Below are 26,021 nucleotides of genomic sequence, written 5' to 3'. Positions count from 1 at the left end.
GTGCTCGCGGCCGTCGCGCTCTGGGTGATGATGCGGGGCATCCGCCGGCACTACGACCGGGTCTCCGCGGAGCTCTCGGTGACGGACCCTCAGGACGAGTCGGTCCGCCCCGCCCGGGTGCACGGGATCGTGCTGGTCTCCAAGCTGCACAAGCCCACCCTGCGCGCCCTCGGCTACGCCGAGGCCTTCCGGCCGGACGAGCTGGAGGCCGTCACGGTGGCGGTCGAGCCGGACTCCACCGCCGAGCTGCGCGAGCAGTGGGACGCGGCCGGGCTGGACGTCCCGCTGAAGCAACTGGCCTCGCCCTACCGGGAGATCACCAAGCCGGTGACCGCCTACGTCCGCTCCGTGCGGCAGGCCCACCCCGGGGACGCCGTCGCGGTGTTCATCCCCGAGTACGTGGTCGGCCACTGGTGGGAGACCCTGCTGCACAACCAGTCCGCCCTCTGGCTCAAGAGCCGGCTGCTCTTCACCCCCGGCGTGATGGTCATCTCCGTCCCCTGGCAGCTCAACTCCTCGGCCAGGGCCGACCGTCCGGCCCGCCGGGCCCCGGGCGCCGTCCGCCGCGGCGAGCCGAAGCTGCCCGCCCGGACCCTGGAAGTCCCGGCGCCGGAAAAGATCTGACGCATCGTCGGGCCCCGGGACAGGCAGTGCCGTCCCGGGGCCCGACACGTTCCGGCCAAGCTCCGGTCTCAGGTGTATGAAGCCGACATCAAGGCCGCGTCAAAGTTGCCGATTCACCCGTATGGAGGGCGTCAGGGCGTCTTAACACGCGCTGACCGGCTGGTTTGCTGTGCACGCCGGTCTGCCACCGGCGCCGTGCGAGGCCCGTTGAGGGCCTGCGGCCAAGTCCTGAACCACTCTGGTGGAGCCAATGTCCGATCTGCTCTTCGTCGGGATCACGGTCGCCGTGTTCGCCGTCATCGCCCTGATCGCACGGGGGGTGGAGAAGCTGTGAGCGCCGAGAACATCGCAGGTCTCATCGTCGCCGTCGCGCTCGTCGGCTACCTCGTCGTGGCGTTGATCTACCCGGAGAAGTTCTGACCATGAGCTCCACTCTCGCGGGCTGGTTGCAGGCCCTCGCTCTCGTCGGCGCGCTGGCCCTGTGCTACCGCCCTCTTGGCGACTACATCGCCAAGCTCCTCACCACCGCGAAGCACCTGAGAGTCGAACGCGGTATCTACAAGGTGATCGGTGTCGACCCGGAGGCGGACCAGCGCTGGCCCGTCTACCTGCGCTCGGTGCTGGCCTTCTCGGCCGTCTCGGTGCTCTTCCTCTACGCGCTGATCCGGCTCCAGACCCACCTGCTGCTGAGCCTCGGGGTCCCCGAGATGGAGGCGCACCAGGCCTGGAACACCGCGATCTCCTTCGTCACCAACACCAACTGGCAGTCCTACAGCGGCGAGGCCGCGATGGGCCACCTGGTGCAGATGGCCGGCCTGGCGGTGCAGAACTTCGTCTCGGCCGCCGTCGGCATCGCGGTCGTCGCCACCCTGATCCGGGGCTTCACCCGCAACCGGACCGACCGGGTCGGCAACTTCTGGGTGGACCTCGTCCGGATCACCCTGCGTCTGCTGCTGCCGCTGGCCTTCGTGTTCGCGCTGGTCCTGGTGGCCAGTGGCGTGGTGCAGAACTTCCACGGCTTCCACGAGGTGGCCACCCTCGCGGGTGACCCGCAGTCGATTCCGGGCGGTCCGGTGGCCTCGCAGGAGGTCATCAAGGAGCTGGGCACCAACGGCGGCGGGTTCTTCAACGCCAACTCCGCCCACCCGTTCGAGAATCCGAACGGCTTCAGCAACCTGCTGGAGATCTTCCTGCTGCTGGTGATCCCCTTCGCGCTGCCGCGCACCTTCGGGAAGATGGTCGGCGACCACCGCCAGGGCTACGCGATCGTCGCGGTGATGGGCCTGTTCTGGATCGCCTCGGCCGCGCTGATCACCTTCTTCGAGTTCCAGCACGCCGGCACCGCCTCGCAGGCCGCCGGCGCCGGGATGGAGGGCAAGGAGCAGCGCTTCGGGATCGCCGCGTCGAGTCTGTTCGCCGCCTCCACCACGCTCACCTCCACGGGTGCGGTGAACTCCTTCCACGACTCGTACTCGCCGTTCGGCGGCGGTCTGACCGTCTTCAACATGATGCTCGGTGAGATCGCGCCCGGCGGTACCGGCTCCGGCCTGTACGGGATGCTGATCCTCGCGGTGGTGGCGGTCTTCGTGGCCGGGCTGATGGTCGGCCGCACCCCCGAGTACCTGGGCAAGAAGCTCGGCGGGCGGGAGATGAAGTTCGCCTCCCTCTACATCCTCACCACCCCGACCCTGGTACTGGTCGGCACCGGCGTCGCGATGGCGCTCCCGGACCAGCGGGCCGGGATGCTCAACTCGGGTGCGCACGGCTTCTCCGAGGTGCTCTACGCCTTCACCTCCGCCTCCAACAACAACGGGTCCGCGTTCGCCGGGATCACCGTCAACACCGCCTGGTACGACACCGCGCTCGGCCTGTGCATGGTCCTCGGACGGTTCCTGCCGATGGTCTTCGTGCTGGCGCTGGCCGGCGCCCTCGCGCAGCAGCAGCCCGTCCCCGCCACCCCGGGCACCCTGCCCACCCACCAGCCGCTGTTCGTGGGCCTGCTGTCGGGCGTCGTCCTGATCGTCGTCGGCCTCACCTACTTCCCGGCCCTCGCCCTCGGGCCGATCGCGGAAGGTCTCCACTGATGTCGTCCACCCTTACCCCGACTCCCGTCCCTGCCGGGCAGCCGCAGGCTCCGCACAGAGTCTCCAGCGGTCTGCTGGACCCGAAGCTGATCGCGGCCTCGCTGCCGGACGCGGTGAAGAAGCTCGACCCGCGCGTGATGATCAAGAACCCGGTGATGTTCGTGGTCGAGGTCGGCTCGGTGGTCACCACCGTCGCCGCGATCGCCGACCCGTCCGTGTTCGCCTGGGCCATCACCGTCTGGCTCTGGCTCACCACGATCTTCGCCAACCTGGCCGAGGCCGTCGCCGAGGGCCGCGGCAAGGCCCAGGCCGACACCCTGCGCCGCACCAAGACCGAGACCATGGCCCGACGCCTCGTCAACTGGCCCAAGAGCCGGACCGAGGAAGAAGTCCCCGGTACCGCGCTCCAGCTGGGCGACCACGTGGTGGTCGAGGCCGGCCAGGTGATCCCCGGTGACGGCGACGTGGTCGAGGGCGTCGCCTCCGTGGACGAGTCGGCCATCACCGGCGAGTCCGCCCCCGTCATCCGCGAGTCCGGCGGTGACCGCTCCGCCGTCACCGGCGGCACCAAGGTGCTCTCCGACCGGATCGTCGTCAAGATCGCCTCGGAGCCCGGCAAGTCCTTCATCGACCGGATGATCGCCCTGGTCGAGGGCGCCGCCCGGCAGAAGACGCCGAACGAGATTGCCCTCAACATCCTGCTGGCCTCGCTGACCATCGTCTTCCTGATCGCGGTGGTCACCCTCCAGCCGATGGCCACCTACGCGGGCGCCCCCCAGTCGATGATCGTGCTGGTGGCCCTGGTGGTCGCCCTCATCCCGACCACCATCGGCGCGCTGCTCTCGGCGATCGGCATCGCCGGCATGGACCGCCTGGTCCAGCGCAACGTGCTGGCCATGTCCGGCCGGGCCGTCGAGGCCGCCGGCGACGTCAACACCCTGCTGCTCGACAAGACCGGCACCATCACCCTCGGCAACCGCCAGGCCGCCGAGTTCCTCTCCGCCACCGGCGTCTCCACCGACGAGCTGGCCGACGCCGCCCAGCTCTCCTCGCTGGCCGACGAGACCCCCGAGGGCCGCTCCATCGTCGTCCTCGCCAAGACCGACTACGGCCTGCGGGCCCGCGCCCAGGGCGAGTTGACCCACGCCACCTGGGTCCCGTTCACCGCCCAGACCCGGATGTCCGGCGTCGACCTCGACGAGGCCGACGGCGTCCACTCGGTGCGCAAGGGCGCCTCCGGCTCGGTCGCCCAGTGGGTGACCGACAACGGCGGCACCGTCGGCACCGACGTCACCGACCTCGTCCAGCAGATCTCCGCCGCCGGCGGAACCCCGCTCCTGGTGGCCTCGAAGACCGGTACCGCCCCCGCCCGCGCCCTCGGTGTCATCCACCTCAAGGACGTGGTCAAGGAGGGCATGCGCGAGCGCTTCGACGAGCTGCGCCGGATGGGCATCAAGACCATCATGATCACCGGTGACAACCCGCTGACCGCCAAGGCGATCGCGGAGGAGGCGGGCGTGGACGACTTCCTCGCCGAGGCCACCCCCGAGGACAAGATGGCGCTCATCAAGAAGGAGCAGGCGGGCGGCAAGCTGGTCGCGATGACCGGCGACGGCACCAACGACGCCCCTGCCCTGGCCCAGGCGGACGTCGGCGTGGCGATGAACACCGGCACCATGGCGGCCAAGGAGGCCGGCAACATGGTGGACCTGGACTCCAACCCCACCAAGCTGATCGAGATCGTCGAGATCGGCAAGCAACTCCTGATCACCCGCGGCTCGTTGACCACCTTCTCGATCGCCAACGACGTGGCCAAGTACTTCGCGATCATCCCCGCGATGTTCGCCACCGTCTACCCGGGCCTGGACAAGCTGAACATCATGCAGCTGCACAGCCCGCAGTCCGCGATCACCTCGGCGATCGTCTTCAACGCCCTGGTCATCATCGGACTCATCCCGCTCGCCCTGCGCGGCGTCAAGTACCGGCCGTCCGACGCCAGTTCGCTGCTGCGCCGGAACATCGGGATCTACGGCCTGGGTGGTCTGGTGGTGCCGTTCGTCGGCATCAAGCTGATCGACCTGATCGTCCAGTTCATCCCCGGCCTGAGCTGAAACGGAGGAAGAAGCAATCATGTCCAAGCCCCTGCCCGCCTCCGTGCGCAACCACTGGACCGCGCTGCGGATGCTCCTGGTGATGACCGTGATCCTCGGCATCGCCTACCCGCTGGCCGTCACCGGCGTCAGCCAACTCGCCTTCGCCGACAAGGCCAACGGATCGATCGTCAAGTCCGAGGGCAAGGAGGTCGGTTCCAGCCTGCTCGGCCAGAACTTCAACCTCCCGAAGAAGAACCCGGACGACGCGGACGAGGCGGCCCAGCCGGACCCGAAGTGGTTCCAGCCCCGCCCCGCCGCCTACCCCTACGACCCGAAGAGCTCCGGCGCCTCCAACCTCGGCCCCAACAGCGACGTGCTGCTCAAGGCCGTCGAGGACCGCCGCGCTGCGGTCGCCGCCTTCGACGGCGTCGACCCGGCGAGCGTCCCGGTGGACGCGCTGACCACCTCCGGCTCCAGCCTCGACCCGCACATCTCGGCCGCCTACGCCGAGCAGCAGGTCAACCGGGTCGCCAAGGCCCGCAACCTGGCGCCCGACACGCTCCGCAAGCTCATCGAGAAGAACACCGACGGCCGGACCCTCGGCTTCCTCGGCCAGGACGGCGTCAACATCGTCCTGCTCAACAAGGCACTCAGCGAGCAGAAGTGACGCCACATCCGCTCACGGAGTGAACAGGCCGGTCCGGGCCCGGGGTGCCTCCCCGAGCCCGGACCGGCCACCCGCATTTCCCGCCCAGCCGCCGACACGCTCAGCCACCCAGCAGAGCCGGCACCGGGCACCACCACGTACCGGCCGCCCTCGTAGGAAAGAGCAGCGCCCATGCCCCGCGACCTCACCCCCGGCTCCGCGCACCGACGCGGCCGGCTGAGGGTCTACCTCGGTTCCGCCCCCGGCGTCGGCAAGACGTACCGGATGCTGGACGAGGCCCGCAGACGCCAGGAACGCGGCGCGGACGTGGTGGTGGGCTACATCGAGTGCCATGGCCGCCGCCACACCGAGAATATGCTCCAGGGGCTGGACATCATCCCCCGCACTCAACGGACGTACCGCGGGACCGAGTTCACCGAGATGGACCTCGACGCCATCCTGGAGCGCCGCCCCGAGGTCGCCCTCGTCGACGAGCTCGCCCACACCAACATCCCCGGCGGCGCCCACACCAAGCGCTGGGAGGACATCGAAGACCTCCTGGCTGCCGGGATCGATGTCATCACCACCGTCAACGTCCAGCACCTGGAGTCGTTGAACGACGTGGTGCAGAAGATCACCGGCATCCCGCAGCGCGAGACCGTCCCCGACGAGGTCGTGCGCCGGGCCGACCAGATCGAACTGGTCGACATGGCCCCGCAGGCCCTGCGCCGCCGGATGGCCCACGGCAACGTCTACAAGGCCGAGAAGGTGGACGCCGCGCTCACCAACTACTTCCGGGTCGGCAACCTCACCGCCCTGCGCGAACTCGCCCTGCTCTGGGTGGCCGGACGCGTCGACGAGGGCCTGCGCGACTACCGCGCCGAGCACCGGATCGACCGGGTCTGGGAGACCCGCGAGCGGGTGGTGGTCGCGCTGACCGGCGGCCCCGAGGGCGAGACTCTGATCCGCCGCGCCGCCCGGATCGCCGACCGCACGGCCGGAGGCGAGCTGCTCGCCGTCCACATCACCCGCAGCGACGGCCTCGCGGGCGCCTCGCCGGGCCAACTCGCCCAGCAGCGCCAGCTGGTGGAGACCCTCGGCGGCAGCTACCACGTGGTGGTCGGCGACGACATCCCGACGGCTCTGCTGTCCTTCGCCCGCGCCCACGACGCCACCCAACTGGTGCTCGGCACCAGCCGGCGCGGCCGGATCAACCGCTTCCTCACCGGCCCCGGCATCGGCGAGACCACCGTGGACGACTCCGAGGACATCGACGTCCACATGGTCACCCACGAGTTCACCGGCCGCGGCCGGCTGCCCGCCCTCGGCCGCCGCCACTCCCAGCGCCGCACCATCGCCGGCTACGCCACCGGGCTGATCCTCCCGGTGCTGCTCACCCTGCTGCTCTCGCACACCACCCTGAACCTGACCACCGACGCCCTGATCTTCCAACTCGGCGTCGTCGCGGTCGCGTTGCTCGGCGGAGCTTCCTCCGCGCTGCTCGCCTCGGTGGTGGCCTCGCTGCTGCTCAACTACTACTTCATCCCGCCCGTCCACACCTTCACCATCACCGAACCCAACAACGTCCTCGCCCTGATGGTCTTCGCCACCGTCGCCCTCACCGTCTCCACCGTGGTCGACCGCGCCGCCCGCCTCACCACCCGCGCCGCCCGGGCCACCGCCGAGGCCGAGACCCTCTCCACCCTGGCCGGCAGCGTCCTGCGCGGCGCCGACGCGCTGCCCGCCCTGCTGGAGAAGTGCCGCACCGCCTTCGGCATGGACGCCGTGGCCCTGCTCGACCGGACAGACGGCACCGTCCTGGCCCGCAGCGACTCGGACACCGCAACCGCCGAACACCCTGAAACCACCGAGCTCCCGGTCAGTGCCGATGCCCTCATGGTGCTGACGGGCCGTCGGCTGCCGGCCGCCGACCAGCGGGTGCTGACCGCCTTCGCCGCCCACGTCGGTGCGGCCCTGGAGCGCGACCGCCTCGCCACCGTGGCCGCCGAGGTCGAGCCGATCAAGGCCGCCGACAAGATGCGCACCGCCCTGCTCGCCGCCGTCAGCCACGACCTGCGCACCCCGCTGGCCGCCGCCCTCGCCTCGGTCGGCTCGCTGCGCAGCCCCGACGTCGAGTTCTCCGACGAGGACCAGGCCGAACTGCTCGCCACCGCCGACGAATCCCTGGTCAAGCTCACCCGCCTGGTCGACAACCTCCTCGACATGAGCCGCCTCCAGGCCGGCGCCCTCACCCTCCACCTCGCCCCCACCCACCTGGACGAGGTCCTCCCGCGCGCCGTCGACTCGCTCGCCGACCCGGACGCCCCGATCCAGCCCTGGGGTCTCTCCGAGGTACCGCCGGTGCTCGCCGACCCGCCGCTGCTGGAGCGCGTGCTGGCCAACGTCATCACCAACGCCCTGCGCCACAACGCCCCCGGCGCCCCCGTCCTGGTCACCGCCTCCACTCACGCCGGCAAGGTCGAACTGCGCGTTATCGACCGGGGCCCCGGCATCCTGCCCGAGGACCGCGACCGGGTCTTCCTCCCGTTCCAACGCCTGGGCGACACCGACAACACCACCGGCACCGGCCTCGGCCTCGCCCTCTCCCGCGGCCTCGCCGAGGCGATGGACGGCACCCTGGAGGTCGAGGACACCCCCGGCGGCGGCACCACCATGCTGCTCACCCTCCCCGCGGCCGGTCCCACCGAGGACCTCGTCATCGAGCCGAAGGGGACGGCACCGTGAGCCAGATCCTCGTGGTGGACGACGAACCCCAGATCCTGCGCGCCCTGAAGATCAACCTCCATGCCCGCCAGTACTCCGTCGTCACCGCCGTCACCGGTGCCGAAGCCCTTGACCTGGCCGGGCGCCGGATGCCCGAGGCCGTGCTGCTCGACCTCGGCCTGCCCGACCTCGACGGCATCGACATCATCCGGGGCCTGCGGGCCGACAGTGCGGTCCCGATCATCGTGATCTCCGGCCGCGCCGACTCCACCGAGAAGGTCCGCGCCCTCGACGCCGGCGCCGACGACTACCTCACCAAGCCCTTCGTCATGGACGAACTCCTCGCCCGCCTGCGGGCGGTGATGCGCCGGCCGGTCACCGAAAAGCTGCCGCCCAGGGCCGTCATCGGCGCCCACCGGGTCGACCTCGCGGCGGGTGTCGTCACCGGCCCCGACGGGCCGGTCCGCCTCACCCCGACCGAATGGAAGATCCTCACCCTCCTGCTGATCCGGCCCGGCCGTCTCGTCACCGGCCGCGAGATCCTGCTCGAGGTCTGGGGCCCCGACCAGCAGCACCGCTCCAACTACCTACGGGTCTACTTCTCCGGCCTGCGCCAGAAACTCGAACCCGACCCCACCCGCCCCCGCCACCTGATCACCGAACCGGGCATCGGCTACCGCTACGAACCCTGAACGGCCGGGCCGCCCCGTCAGCGCTCGCGGTCGTTCGCCCGGCGCTGGTCGTGGGCGAGCAGGACGTCGAACCCGGCCCTGGTGGTGGCCAGCACCACTCGGTCCTCGGGACGCAGGACGTAGGCGGGGTGGAGGTGCCAGTCCAGCTCGGACCGGAAGATCCGCAGGGTGCTGTACGAGGTGTTGGAGGAACCGTGGGCCAGGCTTGACCGGCGCTCGGCGGGAGCGGTGGTGTCGCGGGCGATGACCCGCCAGTGGCCGGCGCGGAAGGCGGCGGCGACGGTGCGGCCGACCAGTTCGGGGTGCTCGTGGACGTCGACGGCGGTGAAGAGCAGGACACCGCGCTCCACCGGCATCACACCGAGCACATGACGTCCCATCATGGCCGCGGCGAAGGCCGAGGCGGACAGTGAGGACACGCTGCGGCTGCGGGTGAGCGCGTTCGGGTAGGAGTCGCGCAGCGCCCGGTACACCGTGGCCGCGAACTCGTCGTCGAACAGGCGCATCACGACCCGGAGGTCCGGCTTGGCCTCGCGAGCCGCCAGGACGGCCTCCAGGTTGGTGCTCTCGTGGCTGGTGAGCGTCAGCATGGCCCGGCTCCGGTGGACGGCGGCGTTCTCCAGCACGCCGGGCTCGGTGACGTCGGCGATCAGCAGCGGAACCTTGAGGCTGGTGGCGAGCGCGACACCGCGCGCCTGCGGGTCCCGGTCGATGCACACCACCTTGACCTTCCGGCTGTGCAGCTCGCCGAGCACGCGCGTCCCGACCTTGCCCAGGCCGACCAGGACGACGTGGTCCGAGAACTCGCGTGGCGGACGCACCGTCGCGGACGCCGCGCGGAACGCCCCCATGGCGTCGAGCACGGCGGCCAGGAGCACGGGCAGGAACAGGATGCCGGCCAGGCCGGCGGCCAGTTGCATGAGCTGGCGCCCGGCCGGTGCCTCGACCGCCGGGTCCCCCATGGTGAACACGTCGAGCAGGGTCAGGTAGACCGAGTGCAGGACGGGTCCGCCCTGGACCCGCCAGCTGATCCCCGCGATGACCGCGACGAGCAGGAGCATCACGCCCAGGGACATCCGCACCTTGGGGGAGAAGAGGATGCCCAGCGGCAGCCGCTCCTGGAGGTCGGCCAGCACCGAGCGGAACTGGCTGCGGCTCGGTGCGCCGGGCTGCGCGGGGGTGGTCGGGGTGTTCTCGGTGATCGCTTCCAGCACGACCGTGCCGCGCACGGCGCGGGACCGGTCCACCGTCCGGTCGTCGGGCAGCAGTTGGGTCCCGCCCTCGCCCTGGTCCTCCGCGCTGTCCTCGCTCTGGGGGTCGTCGGCGGTCTCGCCGGACATCACGGCCAGCACGCAGAGGTCGGTGCTGCGTGCCGGGGTGCCGGCCGGGCGGTAGGCGGGGTGCAGCAGCAGGCCGTCGGCCGCTATCGCGTTGCTCGATCCGTCGAAGGCGGCGGCGACCAGCTCGGGCGCGGCGGTGCCCACATCGGAGAGCACGGTGGTGGACACCCCCAGGGCCGCGGCGGCCATCCCGGGCGAACCCGCCTCGGCGGCCCGGTCGAGGAGGGTCTCGACATGCCGGCCGAGCTGCCGGTTGAACATCCGGATCACCAGCCGGATGCCGGGGTTCAGCCGTCGGGCGCTCAGCGCGGCGTGGATGTTGCTCTGGTCCTCCCCGTAGGCGAGGGCGAGCGCGGTGGCATGTTCGATCCCCGCGTGGACCAGGGTCGCCTCGTCCGGTCGGCGGGCCTCGACCAGACGGATCGTCGCCCGCGGATCACGTGCCAGCGAGGCGAGTTGGGGTCCGTGCCCCTGCTCCAGCGAGGGCACCACCACCGTGACGCGCTCGCCGCACCGGACGGCGAGTTCGTAGGCGAGGCGGTGGACGAGGCCGTCGTCGCCGCACACCACCATGTGGCGGACGGGCTCACCTGATGACGGGTCGAAATGGCGGAAGGAGTTGGAAGACACGCTGGAGAACGCGGCCGGTGATCCCGGCAGTTCCATGACGGAGCGTCAGGGAAACGTCAAAGCAGACGATCCGGGGTGCCGGTCCTGACGGAGCGTTGACATCAGGGAACCGTCAAAGGCGGGCCGGAGCAGCGGATCCGGTGGTTCCCTCGGAACGATCACCGAGCGGGAACACAGGGGGGAACATGGCAGAGGGGTTCCGGGTCGAGGCCGACGAACTCGATCAGGTCGCCAAGGAACTGCGGGAGGCCACCGGGAACATGGCGGGAGCGATGCACGCACTGGACCAGGCCTCGCCGCAGGTCACCGGCGACCAGTGGCTCGACGGCGCCTGCGCCAAGTTCGCCGACGACTGGGGGTACGGCCTCAAGCAGCTCAACCAGACGCTGCACGCGATCGGCGAGGGGCTGACCACCACGGCCGCCAACTACCGGCAGACGGACGGCGCCATCCGTAGTGCGCTGACCGGGCAGGCGGCCTGATGTCGGGGGGCGGATTCCCGCTCTGGGGCCCGTCCGCGGACCGCGAGGGCTTCGACGCGCTCGGGTTCGACCCCGCGCCGGGCAGCCTGCCCGGCATCCAGACCCTGGTCCAGGACCTCCAGCGGGCCGCGAAGGAACTCCAGGACGCGCAGGAGAGCGTCCGACGGGCCTCCGACAACGGCCAGGCCTGGCAGGGCAAGGCGGCCGATGCCTTCTCTGCCCGGATCGCCAAGCTGCCCGGTCAGCTCGACACCGCGCACGCCTCGTTCGACTCCGCCTACCGCGCCTTGGCCGGCTGGCAGGACCAGCTGGGCGCCATGCAGCGGCAGGCCGACCAGCAGGAGGCGCAGGCCGAGGCCGCCAAGCGCGAGCGCGACCAGGCGGCCGACGATCCCGCACTGGACTGGGGAGGCCGGTGGTTCGCCGACGAGGGGCAGGCCGAGGAGGCCACCGCCCGGATGCGCACCGCCCAGGCCCGCCTGGCAACCGCCGACGGCGAACTGCGGGCCATCGTCGACCAGGCGAAAGCACTCCGCGACGAACACGACAAGCTGGCCAAGGAGACCGCCGCCCTGGTCGCCCGCGCGGGCGACCAGGCACCGGACGGACCGGGCTGGTTCGCCAGCCTGCTGGACGGCGTCAAGGAGTTCGCCGCCCTCCACATCAAACTCGCCGAGGACACGATGGCCTGGGTGCGCCAGCACGCCAACGCCATCAAGGCCGTCGGCGACGCGCTGAGCAACGCCAGCAGCATGATGGGCATCGCCTCGCTCGCCCTGCTCGGCGCGGCCGCCGTCACGGTCGAGATCCCGCCGCTGGCCGCCGTGCTCGGCGCGGCGGGCGCGGCCACCGGGGTCGCCTCCACCGCCCTGTCGGTCGGTGCCCTCGGCGCCCACGGCGTCGCCAAGCTCGGTGGTGCGGACGTACCCATGACCGCCTTCGGATTCGACGTCGCGGGCGCCCTCCCCGTCGTCGGTGCGCTCGGCAAGGCCGGCAAGGTGGGTGCCAAGCTGGCCGGCTTCGGCAAGACCGCCGACGCCGTCAGCGGCACCGGCAGCTCCCTCTCCGGCCTCGGGTGGCTCGACGACGCCACCGGCATCAAGCAGTTCATCCCCCGCGACGGCACCCAGTGGGGTGAACTCCTGATCCCTGGCGGCCCGTTGCTCGTCGGTCTGCAGAACGCCTGGGACGACGGCTCGGAGCAGGACGCCAAGGCCAAGGCGGCCCACTGAACCATGGACCTCAACGCCCTCGCCCGCGCACTCGACGGCCGACCCGCCGTCGCCGTCCGCACTGTCGACCGCGGGCCCGAACTCGCCCGCACCATCTGGGTCGCCGGCCTCTACGGCTACCGCCTCGACCACTACGACGCGGGCAAGCTCCCCTCCCGTACCGGCCCACAGCTGCACCTCGTCCTCGACCTGGACCCCGCCGCCGGACACCGTGCCGCCTTCATGCGCCACCCCGACCTACGCCTGCCCCACCCGCCCGTCGCGTGGTCCCTCAACCACGACGGCCAGTGGCCGCTGCTCTGGACCCCACCCGGCTGGCCACCCGGCCACGGGCCGGTCCTGCCGCCGCTCGGTTCACTGCCCGAACCGCACATCCCCGCCTGGCGCAACCGGCTCAGCCCGCTCAACCTCGTGCTGCTCGCCGCCTTCGTCGCGGGCATCCGGCTGCTCGGAGCGCTCGGCGTCACCAAGAGCGGCCACGCCATCCCGCCCGCCTGGTGGGACGCCGCCTTCACCCTGCCCGCCATCGCCACCCTGCTGACCGGCGCGATCATCGCCCGCAGGGTGCGGGACCGCGCCCGCCGCAGCCCGGCCGCGGCGTGGAACCCATCCGACCGACCGACCCCCGAGGACGACAAGTGACGACCGGCACCGTGGAGTTCGACGTACCTGCGGGCTTCACCGAGTTCCAGCCCGCCGAGGACCTCGAAGCGGCCTACGAGAGCATCCTCGACCACCTCGGTCCCGCCGCCGAGCACCTCAGCGCAGACCGGCGCCGCACCCTCACCGAGCTGTACGCCAACGCCTCGGCCGCCCTCAGCGAGCTCGGCACCCTCTGGTCCGGCAGCTGCACCGGAACCCTGGACGGCCGTCCCTCCACCGCAACCCTCACCGTCCTCGAACTCGCCACCGGCGACGACACCCCACAGGAGACCGCGGCAGCCGGACTCCTCGAACTCCTCACCCCCGCAACCGGATCCGCCGACCCCCGCCAGGTCAGTCGCCTCGACACCCCGGCCGGCCCCGTCGTCCTCACCCTGGAACCCGCCCCCGCCTGGACCCTCGCACCCGGCGAGGAGATCCCGGTGCTCTCCGCCAAGGCCTACCTGCCTATGCCCCCCGAACACCAAGGCCTCCTGCTCGTCGAACTCACCACCCCGGACCTCACCGCCTGGCCCACCCTGTACGCACCGCTCTTCGTCCGCACGGTCCGCAGCATCCGCGTCCCCGACGGCGAGAACGAACCCGGCCCGGCTGCCCCCGACCGTCCGGCCGCCCACCCGGGCACACCTGACGACCCGTTCGGAACACAGCTGCGCTGACCCCCTGCGCACCCTGCTGACCGACCGGCACACCCGCCGCAGTGCTCGGCATCCCCCGGCGATTCCTGGCAGATGAATGCCCTGGCCGACCGCTGGCTCCTCGGCCGCGTTCCCCCGGCCGGTCAGTCCTGGCTGGAGCAGCCGTGATGCCAGTCTCGCTGGCCAGGACGCCGACTGGCTGCCCGGACGCATCCGGCGCCCGCCGATCGGAGCCGTTCGGGCCCTCTTCGTTGCTATGGCACCCCCGCCTCGGCACCGTTCGCGCCGTCGCCCTCGAAGTCCTCGCCGAGCGCCGTGCCGCGCTGCTCGCAGACCCCCTGCGGCTGGTTGTCGACGGCGTCGTGACCATGGACCGCAGCGCCAACCTCACCGGCCTGGAACGCCAACTCGTGGAACTCCACAGCGTGTTGGGGCCCGACGAGACCGCGCCCGGAGGCGACGCCGCGCCCCAGTTCGAGGCGAGCGTCCTGACCCCGGCCCGCTGCACCCGATGACCGACTTGCCGCGCGCCGACGCCGACCGGGCCGCCGACGACCTCGCCGCCAGCTGGCAGCACCTCATCGGCGCGCAGGCCGTCGTGCTCGCCGCCCTCGCCGCAGGCCGCCGCACCGCCCAACTCGCTTCTGCTCTAGCCAAGTTCGCCGAAGCGGTCCGCATCTTCCACCACGCCGTGGACACGGTGATCGCCGACTTCGCGCACCGGGAGGTCGCCCGCCTCTACGAGGAATCCGCCCGCGCCGCCTCCGCCGGCATCGGCCACGCGTTCGGGTGGACGCCCGCCCACCAGAGCACCCTGCGGGCCCTCACCGCCGACACCTACAGCGACCTCCACCGGCGAGCCCAGGAGGCGGTCCGCACCTCCGGGGCGTTCTATCGAGCCGCCCGAGCCGCAGCCCGCCACGACCTGCCGCTCCTCGCGGTTGACCGCGCCACCGCACCGACCGGCGCTCGAGGGCTCGCCGACCGGCTCGCCTCCACCTACCGACTCGACCACGTCGTCTACCGCAACGGCACCCGCATGCCCATCCGGGCCTGGGCCGAAGCGCCATCCAAACCCGGGCCGCCGTCGCCACCAACACCGGGACCCTCGCCGCCGCCCGCGAACACGGCATCCAGCACGTCGAAGTCTCCGACGGCTACGACTGCGGCTGGACCAGCCACCCCGACCCCGACAAGGCCACCCGCACCCTGCGCACCATCGAGGACACAGCCGAGTGGCCGATCTCCCACCCCCGGTGCAACCGCGGATTCCTACTCCGCCCCGACAATCAAGACGCCCTCGACCCGCACCCCGAACCACGGCGACAGCCGCCCCCGGCCGCCGAGCACCCGCAGCTACGCAGCTGACCGGACGGCTTCGAGGAAGACGTCGACGCCCTCAGCGTGCGGGTGACGGCCGAAGGCCGGTGCGAGGCCGCTGATCTGACGGATGCAGCGGGTGGAGCCGGTGTGCTGGGCGAGCAGGAGTGCCTGGTGGGCGGTGGCGGCGCTCTGGTCGATCTCGCCTTGGCGCAGCAGGCTCTCGGCTTCGTAGGTGAGGAAGACGGCCCGGGTCTTGTCGCGGGCGCCGGGGAGGAGGGTGACGCCTTCGGTGATCTGGTGGTGGGCGGGGCCGGGGTCGCCGAGGTCGATGAGGCAGCGGCCGGAGTCGACGGCGAGGTCGGCGGGGCTCATCCAGGAGCACCAAGCCGGAGGGGCGCTGGCGGCCTTGTTGAGGTCGTGCTCGGCTGCGTCGAGGGCGCGTCGGCACGAACGGGCTTCGCCGGTCATGGCGAGGGCGCGGGCCCGGCGCAGGTGGAGCAGGCTGCGGGCGGTGGAGTCCTGGGTGCGGGCCAAGGCGCGGTCCAAGACCTCGACGGCGGGCGCGCCGTTGCCCAGCCACATCGACTGGTAGGCGAGGTCGGAGAGGACGCCCGCACCGCGGTCGGTGTCCCCGGCGTGGTGGGCGGCGTGGAGGGCGGCAGTCCAGTACTGCGCGGCGGAGCGGTGGTGCTCGTGGTCGAAGGCGTGCCAGCCGATGGTCTGGGCGAGGGAGGAGGCGAGCAACTGGAGCCGGATTCCGGTGGGTTGGCTGTAGGAAGCGCCTTCAAGCAGGCCGACGACGGTGTCGTAGTAGGAGTTCAGCAGGGGAGCGGTGTGCTGCCGGTCGGCGGTGGCCAGCGAGGTGAGCTGGTGGACGCTGCTCTCCAGCCAGCTCGCGAACTCCGGGTCGACGGTCCGCCCGTCGGCCGCGGTGGCCGCCAGGGCGGGGTCGAGGGTGGCCCACTGGCGGGAGAGGGTGATCAGGGCGGCGGGCGCGAGGCCGAGCAGGGTGCGTCGGTTGAGCATGGCGGTGCGTTGGGCCTCTCTGAGGGCGGCGACCGTGGCCCCTGTGCCCAGGGGGAGAGGCGCTTCGCTGCCGGGCAGCCAGTACGGCCAGCCCAGCGCGGTGACGAGTTCGGGGTCGACCCCGAGGGCCACGGCCATGAGCAGCTGTGACCACTCACTCGGCGGGCGGGCATCGGGCCGCTCCCACGTGTGGACCTGCTGCTTGGTGGTGCCGGCCATCCGGTCGTAGCGGCGTGCGGCAGCTCTCATCGCCATCGCCAGGTCGGTCATCGACATGCCCCGCAGGGCACGGGCGACGGCGATCGGGTGCTGAACCTTCTCCACGTCCACGACCCCATCTCAGCACCCGGGAAGGTGTGTGCGGGCCGAAACCGGCGGGTTCCATGACGCCTCCATGACGGTTGAACCCTGCTGTGCGGCACGGCTGTTCGGTTGTACTCGCACCTCCGGGCCGAGACGGCCCCAGGCATTCGAGGTACGTGCGGAGGTTCGACGTGAGCACCACGATGGTCGCGCTCAGCGGCGCGGACAATACGGGCAAGACCAAGCAGTTGGGAGTGCTGGCGCGCAGGCTCGGCCCGGCCGCCCAGCTGGCCGGGCCGCTGGACGCGCACGACGGCCGCTGGGAGAAGATCAAGCAGCACGGGATGGGCCCCTGGTGGTGGCAGGACGGCTCGTTGGAGGAGGTCGCCGACGTCCTCGCCTCCTCCTACCTCGCCCGCTCCCGCCACGCCGCCGCCCTGGGCGGGGTGAGCCTGCTGGACCGGGGACTGCCGATGCTGGAGGCCTCCCTCGCCGCGACCGTGGCCGTCCGCCAGGACCTGGCCCCCGAGCAGTCGGCCGAGCAGGCGCGGCAGTTGCTCGGCCCGTTCGCGGCCGACCTGGCGGCGGCCGAGGCCGGAGAACGCGGCATCCTGCTGCTCCACCACGAGGACCCGCAGGTCGGCGTCCGCCTGAGCCTGTCCCACGAGGCGAGCGTCACCGACACCTACGCCGCCTACCAGCGCCACCTTCACCACCAGATCCACCGCCTCGCCGCCGACGGCCGCTTCGCCGAGGTCGTCGTCGTCAACGGCCGCCCGGTGGCCGCCATCCAGGACGAGCTGCGCCGCCTCCTGCACCCGCACGTCCCCACCGTGCCCGCCAGCTGCGTCGCCGGGGTGCAGTTCGTCGGACTCGGCGGTCTCTCCGAGGGCGGCAAGTCGACGATGGGGAAGTACCTGCGCACCCGCCACGGCTACGACCGCCTCAAGATCGGCTACCTGCTCGCCGAAGCCGCCGCCCACGCCGGCATCACCGACCCGTACGCACTGCCGCCGGTGCTTCGCGCCGAACTCCTCCTCGACGCCCTCGACCGCTACACCGCCGCCCACCACTACCTCGACCGCGTCACCATCGAGTCCCTGCACGACTACGAGGTCACCGCCGAACTGCGGCGACTCCTCGGCGCTCAGCTGACCGTCACCTACGTCGACACCACCGCCGAGCTGCGCCGCCTGCGCGGTACCGCCGGGCCCGAAGACGTGGACATCCGCGACGAGGTGAAGACCGCGCGGGGCGGCGCGCGGATCCGGGAGATCGCCGACCTCGTGATCTCCAACAACGGCACCCGGCTGGCGCTGGAGCGGCAGTTGGACCGGCTCGCCCTCGACGCCCGCTGGCCGGCGGCCGTCCCGGCCACCGCCCCGGTGAACACCCTCGGCCTGCCCATCGCCCTGGAGACCTTCCTCACCACGCTGCTGGAGCGCACCACCGGCGGCGAGCGGCCACTGATCGACCTCCTCGCAGTGACCGGCTCCGGCGCGCGCGGCAAGTACCAGCACGGCTGGTCCGACCTCGACGTCTTCGTCATCGCCGACCCCGGCCGGACCGGCGAGCTGCGCGAGGCGCTGACGAATGTGCAGGCAGCTCTCGACACGGTGAAGCTCGGCATCACCGTCGTCAGCCCGGCCGAGTGCCGGGCGGGCGCGGTCACCTCCCGCCTGCTGCACGTCCTCACCCTGCTGGGCTCAGGCACCCTCCTGCCGCAGTGGGTGCGCCCCGGACTGACGCTCCCCGCGCCCCGGCTCGCCGACGACGTCGCCGCCAGCCTCACCGCCGGCATCGACTCGGCCGTGGAGATCCGCCGCCAACTCCTGAAGACCGAGCCGGACTTGCGTGCCCTCTACAAGGTCGCCGGGCTGCTCGCCAAGGTACTGCTGCGGTTCGAGGACACCGAGCACGCCGAGGACCGGGAAGCCCTCGCCGCCTTCCTGGACCGCACCGGCACCTCGCCCGGCCTGCTCCAAGCCGCCCGGACCGACCTGGGTTCCGCCCGCGAGCTGGCCGCCCTCGTGCTCGGCCAGTGGACGGCGACCATGCCCACCGCCGAGGCAGCGGCGTGAGCGCCCCGGCCAGCCGCTGTTCCACAAGCGGATGCCCCGACAGGCCGCAGCAGCAGAGGAGTTCGGCTGGCGCCAGCTCGCCGGCCGCCTCCAGATCCCGGAGTTCCACGGCCGCACCCCAGCCGACGGCGAGCACGACCAGCTCACCTACGAGGACGTTTTCGCCTCCGGCCGCTCCGGCCACCTCCTGGGCGACCTGATCGCCCTCGCCGACGAGGACCCGGCCGCCGTCGGCGCGGTCACCGACCTGGTCGACGCCGTCTGTGACGACCTGATCGCCGCGGTCTCCTCCAGCGGGCGCACCGCCGCCCTCGCCGAGTGCGTCCCCGGCCTGTACGCCGACCGCATCCGCCCCGGCGGCCGAATCGAGAGCTGGTGGCTCGACCCCCGCCTCACCCTCAGCCCCGGCACCAACACCCTCCCACCGGTCCGTGACCTCACCGCCTGGACCATCACCGCCAACGGCACCCGCCTGCCGCTGGATGTGCCCGCAGCGATCCGCGCCACCCGCGCTGCCCTCGCCCCCGCCAGCCGCTGGACCACAGCCCTCACCCAGGGCGACCCCACCGAACCCAACATCACCACCACCGCGACCGGCAGCGGCGCGGTGTGGCTCGACTTCGAGTACGCCGGCCGCAACACCCTCCCCGGCGACATCGCCACCCTCCTCTGGTACCTGCACGCCCTCGGCGGCTGGCTCGTCCCCCACCACCAACGCACCACCTACATCCGCACGTTGCGCCTCCACCTACCCCCGGCCGCGCACCCCACCGTCGAACACGCCGAAGTCTCCACTCGGCACCGCCACCTCGAACTCCACTACACCTGGTCCACCGGCCCCGGTCGGTCCGCCGCCCTCCACCGTCCCCTCGCCCGGCTGCGCACCGACCTCGGCTCGGCCGCCGGCCTGCCGCCTGGCCGCGAACTGGAGGCACTGACGCCCTTCCTCACCGCCCGGGTCCTCGGCGTCATCCCACCGAGCCTGCTCGGCGACACCGAACTCCTCCTGCTACTGGCCAAGCTCGCCGAACTCCAAGCCGCCGCGGCCCAGTTCACCCGTACCGATCCACTGTCCGCCCTCACGCCCGTGGAGCGACCGTGACCCTCACCCTGCCCGAACTCCCGCTCGCCCACCGCCCGCTCCAGGGCCGCACCGCCCTAGTGACCGGCGCGGCCACCGGCATCGGCGCGGCCACCGCCCGAGCCCTCGCCGCCGCCGGGGCCACCGTCGTCATCGCCCACCACGCCCAGATCGATCAGGCCCGCACCGTCCTGGAGGCTGTGCGCCGTGCGGGAGCCGACGGCATCGAGGTCAGCGCCGACCTCACCGACCCGGCCGCCGTCACCCTGCTGGTCAGCCAGGCCGCCTCGGAGGTCGGCCCGGTCGACATCCTCGTCAACAACGCCGGCGCCTACCCCAGGATCGCCTGGCAGGACACCGACGAGGACACCTGGGCCCGCATCCTCGACATCAACCTCAGCGCGCACGTCCGCACCTGCCGGGCCGTCACCCCCAAGATGGTCGACGGCCAGTGGGGCCGGATCATCAACATCTCCTCCGTCAACGCCCGCATCGGCCGCCCCGGCCTGACCGCCTACAGCACCGCCAAGGCCGGACTGCTCGGCCTGACACCCTCGCTGGCCAGGGAACTTGGACCGCACGGCATCACGGTGAACACTGTCGTACCGGGAGCGATCCAGGTCGACGCCGAGAACGACCTCCCGGCGCATCACCGTGCCCGCCCGCAGGACCAGGTCGCCCGCCAGTGCGTCCCCCGCCGGGGCCAGCCGGAGGACGTCGCCGCCGCCATCGCCTTCCTCGCCAGCCCGGCCGCATCCTTCATCAGCGGCCAGTCGTTGCACATCGACGGCGGTTGGCTTCCCAACTGACCGCCCCACCAGCCACGATGGAGACCACCATGAAGCAGCGCGTCCGCGCCGTCCTCCTCACCCCGACCGGCACCACCCTGGTGATGAAGCGCGTCCGCCCCGGTGCCGACCCGTACTGGGTCCTGATCGGCGGCGGCGTCGAGGACACCGACACCACCCTCGAAGCCGGGCTCCTCCGTGAGATCCGCGAGGAGATCGCCGGCACCGGCGAGATCGTCCGCCTCTTCGCCGAGCTGACGAACGACAAGGACGAGACGGAGTTCTTCTACCTCGTCGGCATCACCGCGTGGAACTTCGCCGCACGCACCGGCCCGGAGTTCGACCGCGACGACCGCGGCGAGTACCACCTCGAAGAGGTCCCGCTCACCACCGAGGCCATCAAGGCGCTCAACCTGATGCCGCCCCAGATCAAGCAGCTCTTGGCCGACGTGATCGAGGCCGGCGATCTGCTCGCCGCCACCGCGTGACCGTCTACCGGGAGAAGCATCAGCAGTGCAGGACGAAGAACCCCTCGACCGCTGGGCCGCTCGGCGGGAGGCCAAGCGCCGCCCGATCGGGGACCTGAAGTCGATCCCCCTCCATGGAGGAAGCGGCGGTGCCCACGTCGACCGCAGTGCACCCCGTCTGCTCCTGGGCTGGGACGGCTACCAGTGGCTCCCCGAAGCAGTAGCCCCCGACTATCCGTCAGCTCAGCGGATTCTGAACGGCATCGAGGGCGACGGCGTCATGCGCGGTGGCGCGGCACCGGCGCAGAGGAAGCCTGGCCGACACCGCCGCACCTCCTAGGCAGTCCAGCCACTTGGTGGTCGAGGCCCCGTAGGCGATGAACTAGCCTCGCGTCAGCCGCGCCTGGCCTGAGCGGCGGCCCCGGACTCTTGGGCTCCAGGAGTCGTTGCAACATCCCAGTTCAAGGGGTGCGATGGACTTCGAGATCCGCAAGGAGAAGGCGTTCCCGGGCCAGCGAAGGCTGACCCGGGAGCAGGCGGCATACTCCCAGCTCATGCAGCAGGGGTACAGCAACACCGAGGCGTGCCGAATCGTCGGCATCAACCGCAGGACGGGCAACAGATGGCGTAGCGGCCGCAGCAGCGAACGGGGCCGGAGGGCGGTACCACCGATCGACTCGGTGGTACCGCCCTCCGGCCCGTCGCGGTACCTGACCGAGGACGAGCGCGTTCACATCGCCGACCGGCTGCGGGAGAAAGCGACGATCCGGCAGATCGCCGCTGAGCTCGGCCGCAGCCCGTCCACCATCAGCCGCGAGGTCCGGCGCAACCGCGCTGTGCTGAACGACTGCGGCTCCTGGTACTACCGGCCGCACGCCGCCCAGCGCCGCGCCGACGCCCGCCGGCCCCGTCCCAAGCGACGCAAGATCACCTCTAACCCGGAGCTGCTTGAAGCCGTCCAGGCGATGCTCGACCGGTGGTGGAGCCCTGAGCAGATATACCACTCCCTACGGGCGCAGTTTCCCGGCCAGCCGGAGATGCACGTGGTCCCGGAGACCGTCTACCAGGCGCTCTACTCCCGGGACCACGGCCAGTTGCGTCGTGAGGCGGCCCGCATCCTGCGCTCGGGGCGGGTCCGCCGCAAGCGCCGCCGACAGCACGGGAGCCGCCAACCGCGCTTCAGCACACCGATGGTGATGATCAGCGAGAGGCCGGTCGAAGCCCACGATCGGGCGGTGCCCGGCCACTGGGAGGGCGACTTGATCATCGGCAAGGACAAGAAGTCGGCGATCGGGACCCTGGTTGAGCGCACCACCCGGTACGTCATGCTCTTGCACCTGCCGGAGGACCGCAGCGCCCAGGCCGTTCGTGACGCCTTGGTGGACACCGTCGGCTCCCTCCCGGCACGGCTGAGGAGATCCCTTACTGGGCGTTTCGTCCCTGACATTTGGGGTCAGGTTCCGCGCCAGGTTGGGGTGCTTTCTCCGGTGAGCCGGCGGGTCATGAGGCTGATCATCGCGACGTGGATCACCGCTTCGGAGCGGGCCGGGAGTGCTTCGTAGTCGCGAGCGAGGCGGCGGTGGTTCATGAGCCAGGCGGTTGGGTCGGCCGCGCGGCGAGGTGCCTGCCCGTGACAGGTCCTTTTCCGCGCGGCCTCCCGCCGAACCGGACATGACAGTTTCCTGGTCATCCGGCTCTCCAGTGATCACGACGTGAGTGATCTGGCCGTTCGTTCCTTGTGGATGCGGTCATGGCAGGCGGTGCAGGCCACGAGGGTCTTGCGCCGCCGGTCGAGCATGACGCGCGCCCAGTCGGACGGTGGCCATCCGGCACGAGCGAGATCGGCCAGGGCACGGACGTGGTGCACCTGGACATCACCGGTGGCCCCGCAGATCTCGCACGTGTCCGCCAGAAGCCTGGTGATCAGCTCCTTCTGCGGGTAGTCCACCCAGACAGGCCGACGATCAGTGATCTTCGCCGATCGCTGCTGCTGGAGAGGGATTCCACCGAACCGCGCCACCAGTGGCTTCCTGTTCGTCCGCTCGATCCGGGCCTCGAAGCAGACTCGGGGCCCGTTTGGTGTGTCGATCCTGGCCTTGTGCTTGGCGGCCATCTTCGACACGGTCGAACGGTGCTTGCCCGCAAGGGTCTTGAGCATGGAGGTCTCCATGACCCATTGCAGCCGGTGCAGCCGGAAGACGTCTCCGGCAAGCAGGTAGTACTGGACGATGCCCCGGTAGACGGCCCCGAACGTGGCGACGATCGCGTGATCACCACTGTTGATCAGGGCTGTTCGCTTCGCGGGTTTGCCGCGGGCGAGGTAGGGCTCGCATTTGGCCTTGATCACGTCCCGGGGGACTCGAAGGGCGATCTGGCCGTTGACCCTGCGGTAGCGGCCGGTCTTCTTCGTGTCGTTGTGCTGGGTCGTGATCTCGTAACCGAGAAACCGTGCCGCCCGGGTGCGGGCGTGGGTGATCAGCGTCTTCTCCTGGGAGAGTTCCAGCTTGAGTTCGTCACGCAGGAACTCCGCCAGACGGCGTTTGATCTGCTCGGCTTCGGCCTTCGGTCCGGTGAATCCAAGGAGATGGTCATCCGCGTAGCGAACATAACGCAGCCGCCGATATTCCGGATCGTTCGGATCCGCGCTCGGCAGGCCGGTCATCCGCTGACGCAATGTCCGGGCCTGGGGCCGATCACCGCGCCGGCGGGCTTTCGCCAGCAGATTCTGCAACTCCAGATATGCCGGGTTTCTGGCCCGGCGCTCTCCATAGGTGTACTCCGGGATCAGAACTTTCTCGACGAACTCGTCCAACTTGTGCAGGTAGATGTTGGACAGGATCGGGGAAGCCACTCCGCCTTGCGGTGCTCCGGAGAGCGTGGCGCCCCATTTCCAGTCCTCCAGGTATCCGGCGCTGAGCATGTTGCGCACCAGCCGCAGGAACCGCTGGTCATGGGTCTTCTCGCCGAGGATCGACAGCAGGACCTGGTGGTCCAGGCTGCCGAAGCAGTCGGCGATGTCCCCTTCGACGAACCAGGAAGTCCCGGTCCAGGTGTGGGCCACCTCCCGCAACGCGGTGTGGCAGCCCCGACGGGGACGGAATCCATGGGATCGATCGGAGAACGTCGGCTCGTAGTACGCCTCCAACAGCAGGCGGACCACCTCCCCGACGAGCTTGTCCGACCAGGTCGGCAGGCCCAGAGGACGCGTACTCCCGTTCTTCTTCGGGATGTGCACGCGCCTGACCGGCCGGAAGCGGTAGCGCTCGTGGCGCATCGCCTCGATGATCCGGTCGATCTTCCGCTGGGACATGCCGTCCACGGTCTCCGGCGTGACCCCGGGCGTCATCGCGCCATGATTGGCGTAGATGCGACCGTAGGCCAGCAGATACAACTGCGGGTTGAACAACTGTCGATACAGTTCGTCGCACGGCAGGCCACGCCTGCCGCGCTCACGCAGGACACCCAGCACCGTTGCGGCGCTCTGCATTTCGCATACCTCCCCATGTCCGGGTGTCCGAATCACCTGGCCCCCTTCGCCCAATGTGGACGGATTTCCCGTCCTCCCTGGCCGGGCGTGACTCCGGCGACTACTACGGGGCCTCCGTCGCCCTAGGACTCGCGTCCCGTAGGCGATCCCACGTTCGTCCCTGTCTGTACGTTCTAGCGCGACTTAGGCGTCCCACTCATCTCCTTGAATGTCCTCGCTGGACATCGCCCCGAACCCCGGAAGTTGCACCAGTTGACACAATCGAAACCGGTGCAGGGTCGGCGTCGGTTTCAGCTGTCTTTCCGACGGATGGGGACTTGCATCTTCTGGAGATTGGGCTTCAAACAATCCAGTCTTCGCCATATCGCGCGGGCCGCCCGGCACACCGCCCCAGACAACTGGGCCCAGTCACCGGTTTTCTGACATGCTCTTGTCCCCTTCGCCTTTCGGATCCAGGTGAGTCATTCGGCCCAGGAACCTCCTTCCGAGTTCCTCCCGGCTGAACCGGGGATACAAACAGAGCGCCTCGTGGCGCACAGGGTGCGCTCGACGACCCAGCGGCGGGGCTGGACGACGAATCCCTTGATGGCGGGGTCGCGGCGGACGATCTCGACGTCGATGCCCAGGGTCGCGCCGTGTTCGATGACGGCGTTCTTGTAGCCCATGTCGGCCCAGGCTTTGCGGAGAGTGGGGTGCTCGGTGGCGACCGCGGTCAGCAACTGTCGGCCGGCGGTGCCGTCCTGAACGCTCGCGGCGGTGACCAGGACCACGAGCAGGAGGCCGATCGTGTCGGTGACGATGCTCCGCTTGCGGCCTACGATCTTCTTCCCGACGTCGACGCCCTGCGTGGTGGCGGGGACGTTGTTGGAGGTCTTGACGCTCTGGGAGTCGATGATGCAGGCCGTCGGCTCGGCCTCCCGGCCCTCGGAGGTGCGGACCAAGCACCGCAGGAGTCCGTTGAGTTGTTCGAAGAGGCCGTCTTTCTGCCAGCGGGCGAAGTAGGCGTACGTCGTCTCCCAAGGTGGGTAGTCGTGCGGAAGGTATCGCCAGGGGATGCCAGTGCGATCGACGTAGAGGATCGCGTCGAGCAGGTCGCGCAGATCATGCTCGGGCGGGCGGCCGAACGCGAGGGCACGCGCGGTGCGGGCTTGGCGCCAGGCGGCCAGGGTGGGTTCAACCAGCGCCCAGCGGGCGTCGGACAGGTCGCTCGGGTACGGTCGACGATCCGTCATGATGACGGCATACTGCGGAACTTCGCTTCTGCCCAGGGGTGGCGGGATCCGAGGTATGAATACGGTGTAACCGTACGTCTTGGAATGAGACAGGAGCAGGTGCGCAGTTCTGGCGGCGTCTCATTTGCAGGCGGCACCCCTGTCACCACCGCCTCTGCCGTCACCCGAGACTGCCCGGCGAGCAGCCAGAGAATCGCCACCAACCAGCACCTTCGGCGACGAAACACCCAGTGACTGGGTGTTTCGCTGCTGGATGAGGTGGTTGCTCCCCCTTCAGGGGCCTGCCTGGGGTGTTGCCTGTGGTAGCTCAGGGGCCGGTGTGATGGAAGTGGAGCGGGTGCACAGAATCCGCCCGGATAGCCTTCTTCGTCCTGTCTCATCCCAG

At 70.7% G+C, this 26,021-nt stretch carries 20 protein-coding genes and 4 pseudogenes; 19 read left to right on the top strand and 5 right to left on the bottom strand.

What is annotated here, in order from left to right; all coding sequences use genetic code 11:
• From ACZ6ZR_RS34320 to ACZ6ZR_RS34290, 7 genes and pseudogenes are all read left to right on the top strand, one after another.
• Nucleotides 1–624, top strand: a pseudogene (locus tag ACZ6ZR_RS34320) (DNA-binding protein); the annotation flags it as partial.
• 330 nt (nucleotides 625–954) lie between these two features.
• Nucleotides 955–1,044 carry a K(+)-transporting ATPase subunit F gene (gene kdpF / locus ACZ6ZR_RS34315; RefSeq protein WP_097237446.1) on the top strand — a complete coding sequence of 30 codons (90 nt, stop codon included), beginning with the start codon at nucleotides 955–957 and terminating at the stop codon, nucleotides 1,042–1,044.
• Nucleotides 1,045–1,046: 2 nt separating this feature from the next.
• Nucleotides 1,047–2,708, top strand: a complete 1,662-nt coding sequence (gene kdpA / locus ACZ6ZR_RS34310) for a potassium-transporting ATPase subunit KdpA (protein ID WP_465649195.1) — start codon at nucleotides 1,047–1,049, stop codon at nucleotides 2,706–2,708.
• On the top strand, nucleotides 2,708–4,819 hold the full coding sequence (gene kdpB / locus ACZ6ZR_RS34305; protein WP_465649193.1) for a potassium-transporting ATPase subunit KdpB: 2,112 nt from the start codon (nucleotides 2,708–2,710) through the stop codon (nucleotides 4,817–4,819). Before kdpA ends, kdpB begins: the two co-directional genes overlap by 1 nt.
• A gap of 19 nt (nucleotides 4,820–4,838) precedes the next feature.
• Nucleotides 4,839–5,468, top strand: coding sequence for a potassium-transporting ATPase subunit KdpC (kdpC, locus tag ACZ6ZR_RS34300; RefSeq protein ID WP_465649191.1), 630 nt, complete (start codon nucleotides 4,839–4,841; stop codon nucleotides 5,466–5,468).
• Nucleotides 5,469–5,639: 171 nt separating this feature from the next.
• Nucleotides 5,640–8,192 (top strand): ATP-binding protein, encoded by a 2,553-nt coding sequence (locus ACZ6ZR_RS34295; protein WP_465649189.1) that lies wholly within the window; start codon nucleotides 5,640–5,642, stop codon nucleotides 8,190–8,192.
• On the top strand, nucleotides 8,189–8,863 hold the full coding sequence (locus tag ACZ6ZR_RS34290) for a response regulator (protein ID WP_465649187.1): 675 nt from the start codon (nucleotides 8,189–8,191) through the stop codon (nucleotides 8,861–8,863). The genes ACZ6ZR_RS34295 and ACZ6ZR_RS34290 overlap by 4 nt, the downstream gene beginning before the upstream one ends.
• Before the next feature lie 17 nt (nucleotides 8,864–8,880).
• Here ACZ6ZR_RS34290 and ACZ6ZR_RS34285 read toward each other — a convergent pair whose 3' ends face one another.
• A complete protein-coding gene (locus ACZ6ZR_RS34285) occupies nucleotides 8,881–10,833 on the bottom strand; it encodes a potassium channel family protein (RefSeq protein WP_465649185.1) in 1,953 nt (650 codons plus the stop codon).
• A gap of 185 nt (nucleotides 10,834–11,018) precedes the next feature.
• Between ACZ6ZR_RS34285 and ACZ6ZR_RS34280 the strand changes: the two genes are divergently transcribed.
• The 6 genes from ACZ6ZR_RS34280 to ACZ6ZR_RS34255 all read left to right on the top strand — a co-directional run bounded on the left by ACZ6ZR_RS34280 (nucleotide 11,019) and on the right by ACZ6ZR_RS34255 (nucleotide 15,262).
• Nucleotides 11,019–11,315: a WXG100 family type VII secretion target gene (locus ACZ6ZR_RS34280; protein ID WP_465649183.1), complete on the top strand. Its 297-nt coding sequence runs from the start codon at nucleotides 11,019–11,021 to the stop codon at nucleotides 11,313–11,315.
• Nucleotides 11,315–12,547, top strand: a complete 1,233-nt coding sequence (locus tag ACZ6ZR_RS34275) for a hypothetical protein (RefSeq protein WP_465649181.1) — start codon at nucleotides 11,315–11,317, stop codon at nucleotides 12,545–12,547. The genes ACZ6ZR_RS34280 and ACZ6ZR_RS34275 overlap by 1 nt, the downstream gene beginning before the upstream one ends.
• Before the next feature lie 3 nt (nucleotides 12,548–12,550).
• Nucleotides 12,551–13,189, top strand: coding sequence for a hypothetical protein (locus tag ACZ6ZR_RS34270; protein WP_465649179.1), 639 nt, complete (start codon nucleotides 12,551–12,553; stop codon nucleotides 13,187–13,189).
• On the top strand, nucleotides 13,186–13,869 hold the full coding sequence (locus tag ACZ6ZR_RS34265; protein ID WP_465649178.1) for a hypothetical protein: 684 nt from the start codon (nucleotides 13,186–13,188) through the stop codon (nucleotides 13,867–13,869). The genes ACZ6ZR_RS34270 and ACZ6ZR_RS34265 overlap by 4 nt, the downstream gene beginning before the upstream one ends.
• 230 nt (nucleotides 13,870–14,099) lie before the next feature.
• Nucleotides 14,100–14,363 (top strand): hypothetical protein, encoded by a 264-nt coding sequence (locus ACZ6ZR_RS34260; RefSeq protein ID WP_465649176.1) that lies wholly within the window; start codon nucleotides 14,100–14,102, stop codon nucleotides 14,361–14,363.
• Nucleotides 14,360–15,262, top strand: a complete 903-nt coding sequence (locus tag ACZ6ZR_RS34255) for a hypothetical protein (protein WP_465649174.1) — start codon at nucleotides 14,360–14,362, stop codon at nucleotides 15,260–15,262. Before ACZ6ZR_RS34260 ends, ACZ6ZR_RS34255 begins: the two co-directional genes overlap by 4 nt.
• On the opposite strand, the gene ACZ6ZR_RS34250 is transcribed toward ACZ6ZR_RS34255, so the two are convergent.
• Nucleotides 15,205–16,521 carry an XRE family transcriptional regulator gene (locus tag ACZ6ZR_RS34250; protein ID WP_465649172.1) on the bottom strand — a complete coding sequence of 439 codons (1,317 nt, stop codon included), beginning with the start codon at nucleotides 16,519–16,521 and terminating at the stop codon, nucleotides 15,205–15,207. The two genes, ACZ6ZR_RS34255 and ACZ6ZR_RS34250, sit on opposite strands and share 58 nt — an antisense overlap.
• Before the next feature lie 170 nt (nucleotides 16,522–16,691).
• Here ACZ6ZR_RS34250 and ACZ6ZR_RS34245 point away from each other — a divergent pair, with 170 nt between their 5' ends.
• The 6 genes and pseudogenes from ACZ6ZR_RS34245 to ACZ6ZR_RS34220 all read left to right on the top strand — a co-directional run.
• A complete protein-coding gene (locus ACZ6ZR_RS34245; protein WP_465649171.1) occupies nucleotides 16,692–18,581 on the top strand; it encodes a nucleotidyltransferase family protein in 1,890 nt (629 codons plus the stop codon).
• Nucleotides 18,582–18,612: 31 nt separating this feature from the next.
• Nucleotides 18,613–19,683: a hypothetical protein gene (locus ACZ6ZR_RS34240; RefSeq protein ID WP_465649169.1), complete on the top strand. Its 1,071-nt coding sequence runs from the start codon at nucleotides 18,613–18,615 to the stop codon at nucleotides 19,681–19,683.
• On the top strand, nucleotides 19,680–20,471 hold the full coding sequence (locus ACZ6ZR_RS34235; RefSeq protein ID WP_465649167.1) for an SDR family NAD(P)-dependent oxidoreductase: 792 nt from the start codon (nucleotides 19,680–19,682) through the stop codon (nucleotides 20,469–20,471). Before ACZ6ZR_RS34240 ends, ACZ6ZR_RS34235 begins: the two co-directional genes overlap by 4 nt.
• Before the next feature lie 29 nt (nucleotides 20,472–20,500).
• Complete coding sequence (locus tag ACZ6ZR_RS34230) at nucleotides 20,501–20,938, top strand: NUDIX domain-containing protein (RefSeq protein WP_465649165.1); 438 nt, start codon at nucleotides 20,501–20,503, stop codon at nucleotides 20,936–20,938.
• 25 nt (nucleotides 20,939–20,963) lie between these two features.
• Entirely contained in the window at nucleotides 20,964–21,257 is a 294-nt protein-coding gene (locus ACZ6ZR_RS34225; RefSeq protein WP_465649163.1) for a DUF6087 family protein, read from the top strand.
• A gap of 133 nt (nucleotides 21,258–21,390) precedes the next feature.
• A pseudogene (locus tag ACZ6ZR_RS34220) lies at nucleotides 21,391–22,344 on the top strand (IS30 family transposase); the annotation flags it as partial.
• 26 nt (nucleotides 22,345–22,370) lie between these two features.
• On the opposite strand, the pseudogene ACZ6ZR_RS34215 reads toward ACZ6ZR_RS34220, so the two are convergent.
• From ACZ6ZR_RS34215 to ACZ6ZR_RS34205, 3 genes and pseudogenes are all read right to left on the bottom strand, one after another.
• A pseudogene (locus tag ACZ6ZR_RS34215) lies at nucleotides 22,371–22,511 on the bottom strand (IS5 family transposase); the annotation flags it as partial.
• Between the two features lie 111 nt (nucleotides 22,512–22,622).
• Nucleotides 22,623–24,404 (bottom strand): reverse transcriptase/maturase family protein, encoded by a 1,782-nt coding sequence (locus tag ACZ6ZR_RS34210; RefSeq protein WP_465649161.1) that lies wholly within the window; start codon nucleotides 24,402–24,404, stop codon nucleotides 22,623–22,625.
• Nucleotides 24,405–24,940: 536 nt separating this feature from the next.
• Nucleotides 24,941–25,636 (bottom strand): annotated as a pseudogene (locus tag ACZ6ZR_RS34205) (IS5 family transposase); the annotation flags it as partial.
• Nucleotides 25,637–26,021 lie beyond the last annotated feature (385 nt).

The sequence above is a fragment of the Kitasatospora sp. NPDC088742 genome (genome assembly GCF_055584905.1).
The sequence above is the reverse complement of the archived record's forward strand: the minus strand, read 5'-3'. Positions and strand labels throughout refer to the sequence as shown.